At 73.9% G+C, this 17,397-nt stretch carries 12 protein-coding genes; 7 read left to right on the forward strand and 5 right to left on the reverse strand.

Translation table 11 applies throughout. The features are described from left to right. Window positions 1-12 precede the first annotated feature (12 nt). Both WME96_RS15240 and WME96_RS15245 read right to left on the reverse strand, forming a co-directional pair. Window positions 13-3,225: a kelch repeat-containing protein gene (locus tag WME96_RS15240; RefSeq protein ID WP_437290832.1), complete on the reverse strand. Its 3,213-nt coding sequence runs from the start codon at window positions 3,223-3,225 to the stop codon at window positions 13-15. A gap of 21 nt (window positions 3,226-3,246) precedes the next feature. Then, window positions 3,247-5,115 carry a PEGA domain-containing protein gene (locus WME96_RS15245; RefSeq protein ID WP_437290833.1) on the reverse strand — a complete coding sequence of 623 codons (1,869 nt, stop codon included), beginning with the start codon at window positions 5,113-5,115 and terminating at the stop codon, window positions 3,247-3,249. Window positions 5,116-5,417: 302 nt separating this feature from the next. On the opposite strand from WME96_RS15245, the gene aroA reads away from it, so the two are divergent. Then, window positions 5,418-6,719, forward strand: coding sequence for a 3-phosphoshikimate 1-carboxyvinyltransferase (gene aroA / locus WME96_RS15250; RefSeq protein ID WP_437290834.1), 1,302 nt, complete (start codon window positions 5,418-5,420; stop codon window positions 6,717-6,719). A gap of 525 nt (window positions 6,720-7,244) precedes the next feature. Continuing rightward, complete coding sequence (locus WME96_RS15255) at window positions 7,245-7,973, forward strand: hypothetical protein (protein ID WP_437290835.1); 729 nt, start codon at window positions 7,245-7,247, stop codon at window positions 7,971-7,973. Between the two features lie 135 nt (window positions 7,974-8,108). Here WME96_RS15255 and WME96_RS15260 read toward each other — a convergent pair whose 3' ends face one another. Both WME96_RS15260 and WME96_RS15265 read right to left on the reverse strand, forming a co-directional pair. Beyond that, a complete protein-coding gene (locus WME96_RS15260) occupies window positions 8,109-9,152 on the reverse strand; it encodes a hypothetical protein (protein ID WP_437290836.1) in 1,044 nt (347 codons plus the stop codon). Between the two features lie 123 nt (window positions 9,153-9,275). After that, a complete protein-coding gene (locus WME96_RS15265; protein ID WP_437290837.1) occupies window positions 9,276-10,037 on the reverse strand; it encodes an alpha/beta hydrolase in 762 nt (253 codons plus the stop codon). A gap of 496 nt (window positions 10,038-10,533) precedes the next feature. On the opposite strand from WME96_RS15265, the gene WME96_RS15270 reads away from it, so the two are divergent. The 5 genes from WME96_RS15270 to WME96_RS15290 all read left to right on the forward strand — a co-directional run bounded on the left by WME96_RS15270 (window position 10,534) and on the right by WME96_RS15290 (window position 15,918). After that, window positions 10,534-12,204 carry an FAD-dependent oxidoreductase gene (locus tag WME96_RS15270; protein ID WP_437290838.1) on the forward strand — a complete coding sequence of 557 codons (1,671 nt, stop codon included), beginning with the start codon at window positions 10,534-10,536 and terminating at the stop codon, window positions 12,202-12,204. Then, window positions 12,201-12,536, forward strand: coding sequence for a 4Fe-4S binding protein (locus tag WME96_RS15275; RefSeq protein ID WP_433936185.1), 336 nt, complete (start codon window positions 12,201-12,203; stop codon window positions 12,534-12,536). Before WME96_RS15270 ends, WME96_RS15275 begins: the two co-directional genes overlap by 4 nt. A gap of 445 nt (window positions 12,537-12,981) precedes the next feature. Further along, complete coding sequence (locus WME96_RS15280; protein ID WP_061620548.1) at window positions 12,982-13,545, forward strand: RNA polymerase sigma factor; 564 nt, start codon at window positions 12,982-12,984, stop codon at window positions 13,543-13,545. Beyond that, a complete protein-coding gene (locus WME96_RS15285) occupies window positions 13,535-14,845 on the forward strand; it encodes a FecR domain-containing protein (RefSeq protein ID WP_437290839.1) in 1,311 nt (436 codons plus the stop codon). The genes WME96_RS15280 and WME96_RS15285 overlap by 11 nt, the downstream gene beginning before the upstream one ends. Beyond that, the gene (locus WME96_RS15290; protein ID WP_437290840.1) at window positions 14,842-15,918 is read left to right on the forward strand and encodes a hypothetical protein; all 1,077 of its coding nucleotides are present in this window, start codon (window positions 14,842-14,844) and stop codon (window positions 15,916-15,918) included. The genes WME96_RS15285 and WME96_RS15290 overlap by 4 nt, the downstream gene beginning before the upstream one ends. A 141-nt stretch (window positions 15,919-16,059) precedes the next feature. Here the strand turns inward: WME96_RS15290 and WME96_RS15295 are convergent, their stop codons facing one another. Continuing rightward, entirely contained in the window at window positions 16,060-17,364 is a 1,305-nt protein-coding gene (locus WME96_RS15295) for an RICIN domain-containing protein (RefSeq protein ID WP_437290841.1), read from the reverse strand. Between the last annotated feature and the right edge of the window lie 33 nt (window positions 17,365-17,397).

The raw sequence follows: 17,397 nt of genomic DNA on the forward strand, positions 1-17,397 counted from the left end.
CCGCCGAGGCCGTCACCTGCGGCGCCGGCGCAGCGCCGCCGAGGCGGCGGCGAGCGTCAGCAGGCCGAGCTCCGCGGGCGCGCGCCCCGCCGGCTCCGCGGCCGTCGCGATGGCGAGGCGGCAGCCGCCCTTGGCGAGGAACCCGCCGCTCTGCGGCGGCGGGACGCACTCTCCGCCTTCATCGCAGACGAAGCCGTCAGCGCAGTGGTGGACCGACGCGCAGGGCTCCATTCGCTCCCCGGTCTGCGGCGAGCAGGCGAAGGGCACGTAGTCGGGGTGCAGCGACGTGCAGACGCCGTCGGCGGAGGCGCCCCGGAGCGCCGAGCACGCTTCGCAGAGATAGACGTCGCAGGCCCGCTCGCAGCAGACGCCGTCGGTGCAGTGGCCGCTGCTGCACTCGACGTCCGCAGCGCAGGGGCTGCCGTCCGACATCGGGCGGAAGAGGACGACGCTGTCGAGCGCTCCTTCATCGCCGCCGCCGGCCACGAGGACCCCGCCATCCTTCAGCAGCGTGGTGCTGTGGAAGTACCGGGCCAGGGGCAGGGGCTCGAGGCGGAACCACGCTCCGGATGATGGATCGAACGCCTCGACGGTGTGCGGCTGCAGGGTGAAGGCCTGTACGTTGGCGCCGCCCAGGACGAGCACCCGCCCGTCCGGCAGCAGCGTCGCTGTGTGATCGATGCGGGCGGTGTGCATGGTCCCGAGGGGCAGCCACCTGCCGGAGTCCGGGATGAACACCTCGGCGCTGTCGAGATCGCCCGCGGCGTCGAAGCCGCCGGCGACGAGCACCCGTCCGTCCGGCAGCAGCGTCGCGGTGTGCACCGAACGCGCTGAGATCATGGCCCCGAGCGGCAGCCACCCGCCAGAACCCGGATCGAACACCTCGGCGCCGTCGAGCACTCCATCAGGGCTATAGCCGCCCGCGACGAGCACCTGCCCGTTCAGCAGCAGCGTCGCCGTGTGCGCCTGTCGCGGAGCGAGCATGGGCTCGACGAGCATCCACCTGTCTGAAGCGGGATCGTACAGCTCGGCGCTGTCCGGAAGTTCGGTTCCCTGTTGATTGCGGCCGCCGGCGACGAGCACCCGTCCATCCTGCAGCAGCGTCGCTGTGTGCGAGTACCGGGCGATGTTCATGGGGCTGGCCGGCTGCCAGGTGCCGGAGCCCGGGTCGAACAGCTCGGCGTGAGTCAGCGATCGCAGCTTGCCCGGTTGGTCATCGATCTCCTCGGAACCGCCGGCGAGGAGCACCCGTCCGTCCTGCAGCAACGTTGCCGTGTGCTCAGTCCGGACCTGGCCGATCGGGCCGACGACGTGCCAGGTGCCGGAGTCCGGGTCGAACACCTCGGTGACGTCGACGCGCGCTCCGGGGTGTGGGCCGCCGGAGCCGACCGTTCCGGCGGCGACGAGCACCCGGCCGTCCTGCAGCAGCGTCGCTGTGTGCTCCTCCCGAGCGATGTGCAGCGGGGCGACCGACCGCCACATGCCCACGTCCGGGTCGAGCAGCTCGGCGTCGTCGATCGTTCCATGCACGGAGCCGCCGGCGACGAGCACCCGCCCATCCGGCAGCAGCGCCGCTGTGTGCTCGGCCCGGGACCTCTGCATGGACTGGAGCGATAGCCACCTGCCGGAGCCCGGGTCGAACACCTCGACGCCGTCGAGCGATCCTTCAGGCCCGTCGCCGCCGGTGATGAGGACCCGCCCGTCCGGCAGCAGCGTCGCCGTGTGCGCGGTGCGGGCGGCGGCCATGCGCCTGACCGTGAGCCATGTCCCCGTGCCCGGGTCGAACAGCTCGGCGTCGTTGGGCGCGCTGTCTGGATCGGCGCCGCCGACGACGAGCACCCGCCCGTCCTCCAGCAGCGTCGCCGTGTGAGCGGTGCGGGCGGCGCGCATGGGCTGCAGCGTGGACCACCTGCCCGAGCGCGGGTCGAACAGCTCGGCGCTGTCGAGCACGCCGTCGCCACCTTCGCCGCCGGCGACGAGGACCCGCCCGTCCGACAGCAGCGTCGCCGTGTGCGCGGTGCGGGCGGCGCGCATGGGCTGCAGCGTGGACCACCTGCCGGAGCTCGGGTCGAACAGCTCGGCGCTGTCGAGCGCTCCTTCAGGGCCGTAGCCGCCGGCGACGAAAATCCGTCCATCCGACAGCAGCGTGGCCGTGTGATCGGCGCGGGCAGCCTTCATGGGATCTCCGGTGGACCACCCGCTTGCTTGGCCGGAGCCCGGGTCGAACACCTCGATGCTGTCGAGCGCTCCTGCGAGATCCGGGGCGGCGGTATCGCCCTCGGTGCCGCCGGTATCGCCGCCGATGACGAGGACCCGCCCGTCCGGCAGCAGCGTGGCCGTGTGATCGGCGCGGGCGGCGCTCATCGACCCCTGGACCGACCATTCGCCCGAGGCCGGGTCGAACAGCTCAGCGCTGTCGTGCGCGTTCCAGCGATGATAGCCGCCGACGACGAGGACCCGCCCGTCCGGCAGCGGCGTCGCCGTATGTCGGTAGCGGGGGGAGTTCATCTCTCTGACGGGCCTCCACCGCGGATCCACGAGCACGGTCTCGCCCTCGGCATCCACCCACAGCTCGATCTGCCTCCCCCGGGCGACGAGGCGCGCGTCGACCGGCCTTCCTCCGGCCGCGTACGCCTCGGGCGCCGTGACGCGGAGCTGCGGTGTTCCGCGCGCGTCCGCCAGCTCCACGGCCGCGCCGTCCTGGCGCAGCGCGGCCCCGTCGACCTGCCAGGTGGCGACGGGCGCGTCGCGCCGCACCGCGCTCGGCTCGAGCAGCAGCCACTCCTCGTAGCCGTCCTCCAGGGCGGTCCAGAACGACGCTCCGCCCCTCCGCGCATAGGCCACCGCGTTGTCCGCGACCGCGGCCTCGCCCGCGGCGCCGAGCTCCCGGACGAGGGCCTCGGCGCCGTCGGGCAGCGGGAAGCGAACGGCGCCGTCGCCCTGCTGCGGGAAGCTCGGGCGCAGACCGGCCTCGCCGTGCACGTCGGCGTGCCCGTCGGTCTGCGCGTTGGGCGGCCGCAGCGCCTCGAACCCGTCTCCTGCCGCGGTGAAGGCGAACGGGCCTTGAAGGACGGCGTCCGCCTGCTCCGGGAACTGCCGGCGCAGCGCGCGCGCGTCCATCGGACCTCCGACCTCGCTGCAGCCGAGCAGCAGGGCCAGCGTGGCAGCCCAGAAGACCGCCAGCGTCCACGAGCCGGCACGGCGCATCGAACCTTCCGCGAGCATCTCGACCTCTCTCCAAGCAGCTCAGTAAAACTCGTAACGAGCGCCGATCCCGGGCGCGATCGTCAGGACCACGGGGCCGGTGAGCCGCTCTGCCGGGAACTGCCCGCGGCCGTCGGTCCCCGCCGGCACGACCTGGCCCGGGTCCCACTGCGCCTGCCGCCGATCGACGAGCAGGGGCAGGGCCACGCTGGCGGTCACCTGGACGCGCCGGCCGAGCGACCATCCGAGCCGCACCTCGGGGGTCGCGTAGAAGAAGAGCGCCGGGTGCTTCTGGACGTAGGGACCGAGCTCGTACGGCGCGTCGCTGCTCGCCATGAACGCGCCGTTCGTCCGCTCGTCGAGGAGCGAGCCGATGAGGGCCCCGCCGCCGAGCCGGAAATGCAGTGGAACGCGGTCGGAGAGCGGCAGCGTGAAGCCGACCCACCCGCCGAGGAGCGCGCCGCGCAGCGACAGCCGATCGTCGACGGTCCCCGGGTTGTCGTCGAGGCCGACCGGCGTCACCGTCGTCGCGCGGCCTTCGAGGCGCTGCGACGCCGCCAGGTGGCCGGCCGTGACGCCGAACCCGAGGCCCATGCCGAGCTCGTAGCCGACCTGGAGCACGGCGGCGCCGCCCGTGCCGAGCGACTCCTCGCAGCTCCGGATGCACGTGCCCGCGACGCCGCCGCCGAAGCCGGGGACGAGCACGACGCTGGTGACGGCCTCGACGACGAGGCGCGACGGGCGCGAGGGCCTGCGCCAGAAGGGCGAGCTCGGGTCGCGCTCCAGCCTCACGCGCGCGACCTCGATCTGGTCGCGCCCGAGGACCACCCGGCGCGACTCCGGCACGAACCCGGGCGCCGCGATCTCCACCTGATGCGCGCCCGCGCGCAGCCGCCCTTCCCACAGGCCCCGGCCCACGAGCACGCCGTCGATAGCCACGCTGGCGTTGACCGGCACCGGCTCGATCCGCAGCGCCGAGGCGAGCTCCTCCGCCGAGAGCGTCAGCGGCACGGTCCTGTCGACCTCGACCTCGACGCGCACAGGCGGCGTGCCGAGGCGCCGCTCGCCGCGCAGCGCGACCGTGTGCTCGCCGGGCGTGAGCAGCCCTTCCCAGGGGGCCTTGGCCATGATGTTGCCGTCCACCAGCACATCCAGCGGGCGGCCCTTCTGCTCGACGACCCGCAGGCGCCCCATGCGCGAGAGCGGCCGGAGCCGCGCATGGACGCGCACGAGCCGGTCGCCCGCGACCTCCACGCGCTGCTCGAACGGCTCGAAGCCCTCCTTGAACACGCGCACCCAGTGGCTGCCCGAGGTGATGCGGAGCGGCGCCGGGAGCGGCGCCTCGCCGCGGCGCCGCCCGTCGACCACGATCGACGCGCCCGGCTCGGCGGCGTCGACCTCGAGGATGCCGACCATCCGGCGCAGGTCGTCGAGCTGGCGCTGCGCCGCCGCCTGCGCCGCGGCGGGCAGCCGGTCGCCGAAGTCGCGCAGCAGCGCCTCGAACATCTCCAGCGCCTCGTCGTGGCGCCCGAGGTGCGTCAGGCAGAGCGCGGCGGCGCTCGTCGCGGTCCAGTTCGTGTAGAGCTGCTGCGCGGCGAGGTACTCGGCGAGGGCCCTGGACCAGTCGCGCCGGTCGTAGAAGGCGAGGCCCCTCCTGTAGTGCTCGGCGGCCCTGTCCCGCGCCGTGGGCCCGGTGGGCTGGGGCGCGTCGTCGGGCTGGGGCACGTCGTCGGCGGGCCGGGGCGCGTCGTCGGCGGGCCGGGGCGCGTCGTCGGCGGGCCGGGGCGTCTCCTGCGGCGCGGCGAGCGCGCAGGGGGCGGCGGCGAGCACGAGCCCCAGGGTCGCGGCCGCGAGGAGGAGACGGCAGCGGGGGCCGCGGTGGTGTTCGCGATGGGTCGGGCGAGAGGACAAGAGGGGCCTCGGTCAAGGGGGCCGGCGCGTAGCTGAGGCAGGGGAGCCTCGCCGGTGCGGTGTGTGGCTGAAGCGGGCGAGCTTCATCAAGGAATCGACGAGATCCGCAGGAGCGCGACGAGAGCGACGCGCGCAGGCGAGGTGCTCGCACCCTGCCGCTGCGGAGTCCATGACACTCCATTACATGATGAGGCGCGGGGGGCGTAGCCTCGATCGGCGCAGGGGACGAGGGGCTCGATCGGGCGTCCCGGCCGTGTGACCGAAGTGGCGGGCTCGGGCGTCAGGATCTAGTCTGGCGCCCCATGATCCCCGCCGGTCCCTTGCCCATCGTCCCGTTCTCCTCGCCCCCACAGCTGACCTGGCGTGTCCCCGGCTCGAAGAGCATCACGAACCGCGCGCTGGTCCTGGCGGCGCTCGCCGACGGCGAGAGCACGCTCGAGGGGGTGCTGCACAGCGACGACACGCGGCACATGCGGTCTGCCCTGGAGGCGCTGGGGATCCGGATCCAGGACGCCGGCCCGAGCACGCTGGTCGTGGAGGGCGGGCGGCACCGGCTGCGCGCGCCGGGGCGCGAGCTGTTCATCGGGAACAGCGGCACCACGGTGCGCTTCCTGGCAGCGCTCGCGTGCCTCGTGCCCGGCGAGGTGGTGCTGGTCGGCGACGAGCACATGGCCAAGCGGCCGATCGCCGACCTGGTCGACGGGCTGAGGCAGCTCGGGGCGGACGTGGAGTGCCCGACAGGGTGCCCGCCGCTCCGCATCCGGGGCGGCCGGCTGAAGGGCGGCACCCTGACGATGCGCGGCGATCGCTCCAGCCAGTACTTCTCGGCGGTGATGATGGCCGGCCCCTTCGCCGAGTCCGCCATCGATCTGCGCATCGCCGGCGAGCTGGTGAGCCGCCCCTACGTCGAGATCACCCGCCGCATGGTCGCGGACTTCGGCGGCCGCATCGACGAGGCCGCGGGCGGGTTCGCGGTCCATCCGGCGCAGGGGTACCGGCCGCGGAGGTACGCGATCGAGCCCGACGCGTCGTCCGCGAGCTACCCGTTCGCGCTCGCCGCGGCCGCGGGCGGCGCGATCACCGTGCCCGGGCTCGGCGAGGGCGCGCTGCAAGGTGACTACCGGTTCGTCGAGCTCCTGGAGCAGGCCGGCGCGCGCGTGACCCGGCAGGCGGACACCACCACGGTCAGCGGCGGCGGCCGCCTGCGCGGCGTCGATGTCGACATGCACCACATCTCGGACACCGTGATGACGCTGGCGGCGATCGCGCCGCTCCTCGAAGGGCCGACGACGATCCGGAACGTGGCGAACATCCGGATCAAGGAGACGGATCGGCTCGCGGCGACGGTCGCGGAGCTCCGCCGTCTCGGGCAGGAGGTGACCCACGGCGACGACTGGCTGCGCATCGAGCCGCGCCCGCTGACGCCCGCGGTGGTGCACAGCTACAGCGACCACCGCATGGCGATGAGCTTCGCGATCCTGGGGCTGTGCCGGCCCGGGGTGACGATCGAGAACCCCGCCTGCGTGGCGAAGACGTATCCGACGTTCTGGGAAGACGTCGAGCGGTGCCGGAGCGTGGTCGGCGGCGGCGCGCTGCCGGGTTGACCGCCGGCGGCGGGCCGGGTCGAGACGTGACGAGCCTCCGGGGAGGCACCGGCGGCCCTGGCGCAGCAGAGCAGCGATCCGACGGCGCTCACGGAGGTGCACGCCGAGGATCTTCGGCCGCGTGACGGTCCCCTGGCCGGAGGGTGACGGTCCGTCATCGGCCGAGGATCGTCGGTCCTCGGCGGCGGGACGAACGGCCCCCGGCCGAGGACGGTCAATCCACGGACACGGGATGAACGACCATGGATGGCTGGAGGGTCAATCCACGGACAGGGGATGATCGACCATGGATGTTGGGATGGTCGAACCCCGGCCGGGGGTGATCCGGCCCGTCCGCACATCTCTACGCAATCATGCTGCGGCTTGCGGCAATCCATTGCGTACTCACCCCTCCGCGCGGATCGCCGGGCCGCGTCTGACCGGACGTTCGGCCGCGGGCATCTTCCTTGAATACGCCCTGCGCAGACCTGCGCGCCGCGCGAGCCGGGATGACCCGCCGTGGCGCGCGCCCCCCAGGAGGAGCCCATGCCGTCGCGAAAGAAGAGCACGAAGAACACCCCGAGCCCCGTGACACCCGCCGGCGCCGAGCCCACGCTCGGCGCCGGCCGCGCGCCGGAGGCCGATTTCGACGACACCATCGCGAAGAACCGCGCGCTGCCCATCCTCGATCCGGCGAGCTTGCCAAGGCCGCCGGCCGGCTTCCGGCCGACGGATCCGGACACGCGCAACCGCCGCCTGCGCAAGGTGTCTTCCGAGCTGCGCGCCGAGGTGCTCGCCGCGCTGCGCGAGGCCGCCGGGCTGGATCTGGCGGCGGACCTCGGGAAGTACGCGCCCGACCCGCAGCGCGCGCCGGCGCTCGTCGAGCGGCTGGAGCGGGTCGGGCGGCTGTCGGCCGCGGTGCAGGCCCTCGCGCTGTATGCCCGCGAGATGGAGCAGATCGCGCTGAGCGACGCCCTCGTGTTCCTGGAGGCGGAGAACAAGCAGCTCGCCAACGCGCTCGAGCACGCACCCGAGCTGGCCGAGCGCTACGCGGCGCTGCGCGCGCTGTTCGAGACGCGGGCGGCGTCCATCGTCGAGGGGCGAGCCCGGGCCGCGAGGGGCGCTGTCGCCGTCGCGCGACCGCCGGTCGCGCAGCCCACGGCCGCGCAGCCCACGGCCGCGCAGCCCACGGCGGCACAGCCGCCGGCCGCGCGACCGACGGCCGCGCCATCACCGGGCGCACAGCCGCCCCAGGCATCTCCGCAGACGGCGTGAGGAGGTGACGTCGATCGCGATCCAGCGCGTCGACCCCCATCGAACAGGCTGAAACCCCGAGAGAACGAGCCACCGGGGCACGGAGGGCACAGAGTTTTCTTTGTTGTTCCTCTGCGTCCTCTGTGCCTCTGTGGTTCACATCTCTTCATTCCTGGGTGTTTCAAGCCGATCGGCGATCGGGGTCTCCACGGCCTGCGCCGGCGGCTCCGGCGCCTTGCGGAACATCCCGGCGAGGATCCGCTCCGCCGCGTCGGCCAGGATGTCGCGCGAGAGCCGGGTCTCCTCGTCGAAGAACCGCGTGGCCACCCCCGCGTCGAGCGCGTGCGTCGCGAGCAGCGCGAACGCCTGCGCCTCGTCGAACGTCGCCTCGGCGGTGAGCACGCGCTTGCCCGGCCTCAGGTCCTCCTGATCGAAGCGACCCTGCCACGCCTCTCCCAGGGTCACCGAGAAGTACTGCGCGGCCACGTTCCCGGGCCGGGCCATGTGCGAGACGGCGACCACCGCCCGCAGCCCGTCGCGCTCCTCGGGGGTCATCTGCCGCCGCCAGCCCTCGACCGTGGCGTGCATCGTCTCGATCTGGTCGCGCGCCGCGTCCTCGGCGTTGCGCAGGACGTCCTCGGTCTGCGCGCGGGCGAAGGTGGTCAGCGCCTCGGGCGCGACGCCGCCGGTCGCGCTCGCCTCGTCGAGGAGCGCGGCCGACGCGTCGAGGATCCGGCGCTGCCGCTCGAGCTGCTCCGGGGTGAAGCCGCGGCGGTCGAGGTCGCCCGCGGCCGCGGCGATGCGCTGCCGGAGCTCGGCCATCCGGCGGCGCCCGCCGCCGTCGAGCGCGCCGCCGTCGAGCGCCCACCGCCGGCCCGAGAGGAGCGCGTGGACCGCCAGGGGGACGTGCGCGATCGCCTTGAGCTCGTGGTAGCGCCGGGTGCGCGCGGGCCCCTCGAACCGCTGGCCGCCGCGCCGCAGGATGAGGCTGTCGTCGATCTGGGCGATGATCGGCTCGATGGTGGCGAGGACGGCCTCCCGGCGCGCGGCGTAGGCGTCGAGGAACGCCTGGTTGAGGTCGCCGAGCGCGTCGCCCGGGGTCAGCGCGGCGCTCCCGGCGTCGCCCTGCGGCGCGGCGTCCGCGGGCTCCGGCGCGTCGCCATCCTCACACGACACCCCGGAAGATGCGCGCTCGATCATCGGCGCGGGATCCATAGCACACGCGCCCGCGCCCGAAGCCGAGGGCAGCTCGAGCGCGCGCGCCGGAGCGCACGCGCGGACCGACGCAGGCGCTCGAGCCCGAGCTCACGCGCGCGCCGCCGGTCAGCGGCGGGGCAGCGCATTCGCGTCGAGCCAGTCGAGCGCCTCGTCCATCACCCGCTCCGCGTCCGGCATCGCTCCGTGCTGCGCGCCGGGCATCTCCCGGTAGACCGCCGGGATCTTCGCCGCCATGAGGCCGCCGGCGCCCTCCTTCATGCGGTACTTCGCGTCGAACTCGCCGCTGATCATCACCGCCCCCCGGATGCCCCGGAGCCGCGCCGCCGAGGGCGTCGTGGGCGCGCCGAGCAGCACGAGCCGCGAGTACCGGTCCGGCCAGCGCTCCGCGAGCCGCTCCGCGATGTAGGCCCCCTGCGAGTAGCCGATGACCACGAGGTCCTCCGCCTCGCCGCCGCACGCCGCGAGCGCGGCCCGGATCCGGCCGTCCTGCTCCTCGGGGTTCGGCGAGTACTTGCTGAACACGCCGTCCCCGCCGCAGGGCACGTTGCCCTGCAGCCCGAGCACCCCGCCGTGCTCCCGCGCCGCACCCTGGATGGCCTGCACATAGCCCAGCCCGTGCCCGCACATGCCGTGCAGGAAGATCATCCGCGGACACGCGCCGCCCGGCCCGGTGACGACGAACGCCGGATGGTCGCCGGGCACAGGCATCTCGGTCGCCACCAGCGGCGGATCGACGGCGCGCTGGTCGACCTCGACCACCGCCGGCTGCACCGGGCGCTCCTCCGCGAGCGCTCGCTCCTCCTTGCCACACCCCGTCGTGAGCACGGCGAGGCCAAACCCGGCGATGGCTACAACGGAAGATTTCATGAAACTGGCGCAATGCCAGGACCGGGCCACGGACGGCGATCGACCGCGCTCATCGCGAGCACGCCGCGGAAATGAGCGCAATTCGCGCGGAAAGCGCGGCGGCGAGCGCGTCGACGCTTCCTCCTTTTCGCCACACCCGGAGCTCCGTCTGTGCGCGCTGTTGACGTGTCCGTTTTGGCGGAACATCTGTCCGTTTTGGTGGATGAGCCTGATTGACATATCTCGAGATGTTCGTCATGGCCGTGCTGCGCGGGCGCGACCGCCTGCGGGCGGCGCTCGCCTCGATGGGCTTCGCGCTCCGCTGACGCGGCGGAGCCCCGCTCGCCACCACGCGCGCGAGCGAGCGACAGAGTGCGCGCGGAGCAACACCCGAGCAGCAGGCCCTGGTGCCTCGCCAGCAACGAAGGACGTCGCCGGCCGGAGAGGGGCAGTGAGCGCGTGATGGCATATCGGCTGCATTCCGTGAAAGTCGGCCTGAGCAAGGGAGTCGCCGATCATGAGCGAGCTACTGGAGCCTGAATCAAACGCGGGAGAGGGTGGACGCGTCCTCGACGGGAGCGACACGCTGGCGCTGGAGGCCGACGTGCTGGTCATCGGCGGCGGGCCTGCCGGGACCTGGGCGGCGCTCGCCGCAGCGGCGAAGGGCGCCCGGGTGGTGCTCGCGGACAAGGGGTATTGCGGCAGCAGCGGCGCCACCGCGCCGTCCGGGGTCGGCGTGTGGTACGTGCCGCCGGTCCCCGAGCTGCGCGAGGCAGCCAAGGCCAGCCGCGAGGGCCTGGGCGGCTTCCTCGCGGACCGGGGCTGGATGGACCGCGTGCTCGATCGGACGTGGTCCAGCGTGAACGACCTCGGGACCTGGGGTTACCCCTTTCCGACAGACGACGGCGGCCAGCCCGTGCGCCGCAGCCTGCAGGGGCCCGAGTACATGCGCCTCATGCGCAAGCGCGTGAAGCTCGCGGGCGTCCGCATCCTCGACCACAGCCCCGCGCTCGAGCTCCTGGTCGACGCGGACGGCGCTGTCGCCGGCGCCGCCGGCGTCTGCCGGCAGCTCGGGCATCGGTGGACGGTGAAGGCCGGGGCCGTCGTCATCGCGACCGGCGGGTGCGCCTTCCTGAGCAAGGCCCTCGGCACGAACGTGCTCACCGGCGACGGCGGCCTGATGGCCGCCGAGGTGGGCGCCGAGATGTCAGGCATGGAGTTCTCCAACGCGTACGCGATCGCCCCGGCGTTCGCGTCGGTCACGAAGACCCTCTTCTACAACTGGGCGACGTTCTACTACGAGGACGGGCGCGTCATCGAGGGGGCCGGCTCGCAGCGCGGGCGGTCGGTGATCGCGGAGACGCTGCTCACGCAGCCTGTCCACGCCCAGCTCGACAAGGCCGACGAGGCGCTCCAGGCGTGGATGCGCAAGGCCCAGCCGAACTTCTTCCTGCCGTTCGACCGCGCCGGGATCGACCCCTTCCGGCAGCGCTTCCCCGTCACGATGCGGCTCGAGGGCACCGTGCGCGGCACCGGCGGGATCCGCATCACCAGCCAGGCCTGCGCGACCTCGGCGCCGGGGCTCTACGCCGCCGGCGACGCCGCCACGCGGGAGCTCATCTGCGGCGGCTTCACGGGCGGCGGCAGCCACAACGCCGCGTGGGCCATCTCCTCGGGCCAGTGGGCCGGCGAGGGCGCCGCCCTGTTCGCGCGCGGCGTCGGCGCCCGCGCCGGTCAGCGCAAGGTCGAGGGCGCCGGCCGCGCGGCGCTCCCCGCGGCGGGCGGGACGAGGCCGATCGACGCCGAGGGCGTGATCCGGTCGGTGCAAGACGAGGTGTTTCCGTACGACAAGAACCTCTTCCGCACCGAGCGCGGGCTCGCGGTCTCGCTCGACCGGCTCGACGCGCTCTGGCGCGACGTGCGCCAGGCGCGGCCCGCGGCCGAGGTGCGCGAGGCCGTGCGGGCGCGGGAGGGCGCGGCCATGGTCGCCACCGCGCGCTGGATGTTCAACGCGGCGCGCGCGCGCACCGAGACGCGCGGGATGCACAAGCACAAGGACCATCCGGGCCTCGATCCGGCGCAGCAGCGGCGCCTGATCACCGGGGGGCTCGACCAGGTCTGGGTCCGCGCCGAGTCGCCCGCGCCGACGTCGATCGGCGCGGCCGCCGTGGAGGCGCACGCGCCATGATCGAGCTCGTCAGCGACGCCCGGTGCATCGGGTGCGATCTCTGCGTCGAGGTCTGCCCGACCAACGTGTTCGATCGGGTGCCCGGCGGCGCGCCCGTGATCGCGCGGCAGAGCGACTGCCAGACGTGCTTCATGTGCGAGGCCTACTGCCCGGTGGACGCGCTCTACGTGGCGCCGGAGGCCGAGCGGCCCGTCCCGGTGGACGAGGAGCAGCTCTCGGCGTCCGGGCTCCTCGGGAGCTACCGCGCCGCGGTGGGGTGGGGGACCCGCCGCAAGCCGGGCGCCGAGGCCGACCAGACCTTCCGCGTCCTCGAGGTCGCGCGCCGCGGCTGACGCCAGCGCCGCGCGCTCCTCTCCTCCCGCGCCGTTTCCGCCTTGGCGACGGGAATTTTCCGCCCTCGCGCCATTCGCGCTCGTGGTGAGCCGGTTCGGGGGCGTGCGGCTACTGCCTGACAGACGTGCGCTTGGCTGGCTGGGTCGAAGTGCCCACCGAGATCTCTGCGACCTCCGCGGACATCCGTGGTGGTCGCCGTGCCGGGCATCCGGGCAACCCAGCTCGGGAGCGTCCGATGCGATGTTGACTTCACTCAAGGTCATCTGGTGGGCTCCTCCCGGGCCGTGCGCGCTGACCGCCTTGCGCCGGGAACCTCGGCTCGGTACTGTGCTCGCTCCTCACGATCGACCCGCGAAAGCCACGAGCCCTCGGAGCGATGACGTTGTGCGTAGAGCCAGCCTTGCCGTCGCTCCGTCCGAGCGTGGCGGTACTGACGATAGCGAGGTGGTTCGCGCGCTCATCGCAGGAGAGCCGTGGGCGGCAGCCGCGGTGTGGAACGCGCACGCGCCCAAGGTGTTCCGGATCGTCGCGCGCGTGCTCGGGCCGGGCGCCGACGCAGAGGACGTCACGCAGGAGGTCTTTGTTCGCGTGTTCTCCAGGGTGTCCGGGCTGAGAGACCCCGATGCGCTGGGGAGCTTCGTGTTCTCGGTGACCGTTCGACTCCTGAAGTGGGAGCTCCGCCGCAGGCGCGTGAGGCGCATCCTCCAGCTCGCGGACACTGCCGAGCTCCCGGAGCAGGCGGTCGCGCCGGCGGACAGCGAGGCGCGCGAGGCGCTGGGACGCCTCTATGCGATCCTCGACACGCTGAGCGCAGACGACAGGACTGCGTTCGTGCTCCGCCACATGGAGGGGATGAGCCTGCCCGAGATCGCGGAGGCAACCGGGATATCGCTGGCCACCGTGAAGCGCAGGCTCAGCCGGGCAACGGAGCGTGTGTCGTCCGAGGTCGAGAAGGACATGTCTCTCGGCGCTTACTGCATGAGAGGGGAGGCGCGGGATGACTCTTGACGACGAGAAGGACCCGGCACTCAGCCCGAAGGCCGCGCGCGCGATCGAGCTCGCGCGCCAGTCGCTCGGCGTGATGTCTCCCCAGCAGCGCGTCCAGGGGCTGCTCCGCGTGACGGAGCGGACGGCGAGGCGCCCGGGCTTCCGGCTGTCGCCCCTCCGGGGCGGAGCGCTCGCGCTCGCCGTGGCCGCGGCTGTCGCTGTCGGCGTCAACGGGTGGCCGCAGCGAGGAACGGGCTCGGATCGGCTCTCCTACGAGGTGGAGGGCGGCGCCGTGCAGCAGGACGGCTCCGTCCACGCGGACACGTCGAGCCGTCCGAAGGTCCGGTTCTCCGACGGCACCGAGGTTCAGCTCGCCGAGATGGCGCGCGCGCACATCGTGTCGGTGAACGAGCAGGGCGCCAGGGTCGCCCTCGACCGGGGAGAGGTCCACGCGCGCGTTGTCCATCGGTCGGAGGCGCAGTGGCTGTTCGACGCGGGGCCGTTCCTCGTGACCGTGACCGGGACGGCCTTCGCGCTTTCCTGGACGCCGGAGGACGAGCGCCTCGATCTGCGGCTCGAGAACGGCGCCGTCGTCGTCAGCGGGCCGCTGGCCGGCGAGCCGATCGCGGTGCGCGCCGGGCAGTGGCTGACGCTGCGGCGGCGCACGGGAGAGGTGCTCCTGCGGGATCTCGATCTCCAGAAGGGCGCGGAGGCGTCGCCGGCGCCCGCCCTGCCGTCGCCCGACCGCGCCGAGGAGCCCGGCGCAGCGCCGGCTCCGGATGCCCCCGGGCCGGCCGCGGACCCGACCGCGGCGGCGCCCGCGGACCCGACGGCGGCGGCGCCCGCGGCCGAGCCGAGGCGCGACTGGGCCGGGAAGCTCGCGGCCGGGAAGCTCGACGTCATCGTCGACGAGGCGCAGCGCCGCGGGCTCGACGCCTCGCTCGCGGAGAGCAGCAACGAGGAGCTCTCGGCCCTCGCGGACGCGGCGCGCTACACGCGGCGGAATGACATCGCGCGGCGGGCGCTCCTCGCCCAGCGCCGGCGCTTTCCGGCGACGCAACGGGGCAAGGAGGCGGCCTTCCAGCTCGGCCGCCTCGCGGAGACCCAGGAGGGAGGCGCCGCGGCGCTCGCCTGGTTCGAGACCTACCTCAAGGAGGCGCCGCAGGGGGCTTACGCCTCCGAAGCGCTCGGGCGCAAGATGGTGATCGTGCAGCGGCTCCACGGCGACGCGCAGGCCGAGGCCGTCGCGCGGGCGTATTTGCGCCGGTTCCCGGGCGGAACCTACGCGCAGGCAGCGCGGGCGCTCGTTCGGACGCCGTGAGGTTCGCGCGGGCGCAGGCGCTGGCCGGGGCCCTGACGCTCCTCCTCTGCGCGGCGAGCCCCGCGGCGTCGGCGGAGCCTGCGCGGGTGGTCCTCGTGCGGCCCGGCGCCGCCGATCCGTCGATCTCCGAGGCGCTGATCCGCATCCGCGGGGAGCTCGTCGCCGATGGATTCGACGTGGAGCTGCTCGATGCGCAGTCGGCCTCCGCCCCCCGGCCGACAATGGACGACGCCGGGCAGCAGGCCGGCTCCGCGGCCCTGATCGGGCTGTTCCTGGCGCCGGACGGCCAGGCCGCCGAGCTCTGGGTGGTCGACCCGCAGACGAACAGGACGCTCGTGCGGCGGATCGACACGCGCGGCGAGGCGCGGGAGCACATCGTCGAGGTGCTCGCCGTGCGCGCCGTCGAGCTGCTCCGCGCGAGCCTGCTGGAGCTCCTGATGTCCTCGCGGCGCTCCGCGGCGCCGCCCGGTGACGCCGCGCCGCCTGCGAGCGAGGCGAGCCCGCACGTGTCTCGACCGGCAGCGCCGTCGCTCGATCAGCAGTCGCGCCGATCGATGTGGGGCGTCGAGCTGGGGGGCGGGCTCCTCGCGAGCCCGGGGGGCATCGGCCCGGCGCTGCTCCTTGTCGCGCGCCTGCGCGTCGCGCCGCTCGGGCCGAGCAGTCCACTCGAGGGGCGCCTCTCGCTCGCCGGGCTCGGGACGGCGCCGCGCGTCGCCGGGCCGCAGGCCAGCGCGACCGTGCAGCAGCGGCTCGGGCTCGTGGAGCTCGCGGCGCTCCCCTGGCCCGAGCTGCGCTTGCGGCCGAGGTTCTCGGTGGGCCTCGGGGCGCTCCACGTCGCCGTCGACGGCGAGGCCTCGTGGCCGTACCGGGGCGGCCACAGCGCGCGGTGGGCGTTCGCCGCGGACGCCGGCGCCGGCGTCGAGCTCGGGATCACGCGGCGGCTCGACGTCGTGGTCGAGGCGCACGCGCTCGTGGCGCACCCGTATCCGGTGGTCCGCTTCGCCGAGACCGAGGCGGCGAGCGGCGCGCGCCCGGCGCTGCTCGGCAGCCTCAGCCTCGTGGGGTGGCTGTGATCATCGGAGGACGAGCGGCGTCGCGGCGCGCGCCCGGCGGTGGAGCTTCCCGGGGCGTCGTCGCCCGCGCCGGCCGCCGCCGCGTGGACAGGTCGTCGATGTGGCCGAGCAGGTCCCACGCCTGCGGAGAGGCGCCCGGCGTCACGGCTCCGGGCCGCCGGTGGTGCCCGCGCCTGTGTCGGCTCCGACCGGGTTCAGCCTGAACTGCTGGCTGGTGGCGCCGTTGGAAGCCCTCTGGAAGAGGGCGGTCCCGTTGCCGGGCGGCGAGCCGTAAGCGTCGATGACCTTGCCGCTGAGGCGCGACGTGATGCGGACGGCGCCGCCGCCGAGATCGGTGACGGACCATTGCTGGTTGCGGTTGCCATGGCAGGTGAACTGGACGATGACGGCGCCGTCGGCGGTCGACCCGCTGCGGACGTCGAGGCACTTGTCGCTGCTGACGTTGCGGATCCGGTAATACCCGCCGTCCGCCGCCTCGAAGCGGAACTGCTGGTTGGTGCCGCCGTTGCAATCCCAGAGTTGCACGACGACATCGTCGGCCGCGGCCACGGCGGCGTCGACGTCCACGCAGCGCCCGCTCTGGACGCCGACCAGGTTGTAGGGGGTGTCCGTCGAGACGTCCGCCGCGACCTCCGCCGGGACGGCGTGCTGGGAGAGCTCGGCGACCTCCGCCGCGCCGAGCGCGCGGCTGTAGATCGCGATGTCGTCGACGTCCCCGACGAGGAGCCGACCGTCCTCTGGCCGTCGGCCGACGTAGAGGCTCGTCGCGCCGGGCGAGATCGTCCTGTCGATGGGCGCGGTGTCGTGGAGGCGCCCGTCGATGTAGAAGCTCACGGTCAGCGCGTCGCCGTCGACGACCCCGGCGGCGTGCGTCCACCGCTGGAGCTCCAGGCAGGGACACTGCATGTGGTGGTAATCGCTGAGCTCGGGGCCCTTCCAGAACCCGAAGCGGATGCCCGGCGCCTCGCCCTCGTAGTCGACGTCGAGCTCCCATCCGCCGGTGTCCTCCGCGCTGATCACGGTCCGCAGGGTGTCGCCGGCGGGCGGCTCGTCGGTCAGCACGCGGACCCACGCCGAGACGGTCCAGCTCGGCGTGGCGTTCGGGAACTCGCCCACCGTCATGAACTCGCCCTCGTCGAGGTGCAGCGCACGCCCGAACCGGCCGTCCTCCACCCACGTGCCGCCGGTGAGCTCGCCGTCGTGCCGGTTGCCGGACCGGTCGTTCACGACCGTCCCTTCGCCCTCGTCGAACGTCCAGTACGCGACGAGGCCCTCGGCCAGCGTCGGCGCCGCCAGCTCGACGGCGTCGAGCGGCCCCTTCGCGCAGGCCGCGAGCCCGAGCGACGCGACAGCGGCCAGGCATCGGGGCGCCGCGCGTCCGCCCGCGATCGCCGCTGCGCTGAGCGTCCTGGTGATGGCGCGGTGCGGTGTGCGCGACTGCTGCATGTCGGCCCTCTTGCGTACCCCAGACTCATCCGC

This window comes from Sorangium sp. So ce406 (assembly GCF_051474675.1).
Lineage (GTDB): Bacteria > Myxococcota_A > Polyangia > Polyangiales > Polyangiaceae > Sorangium > Sorangium cellulosum_G.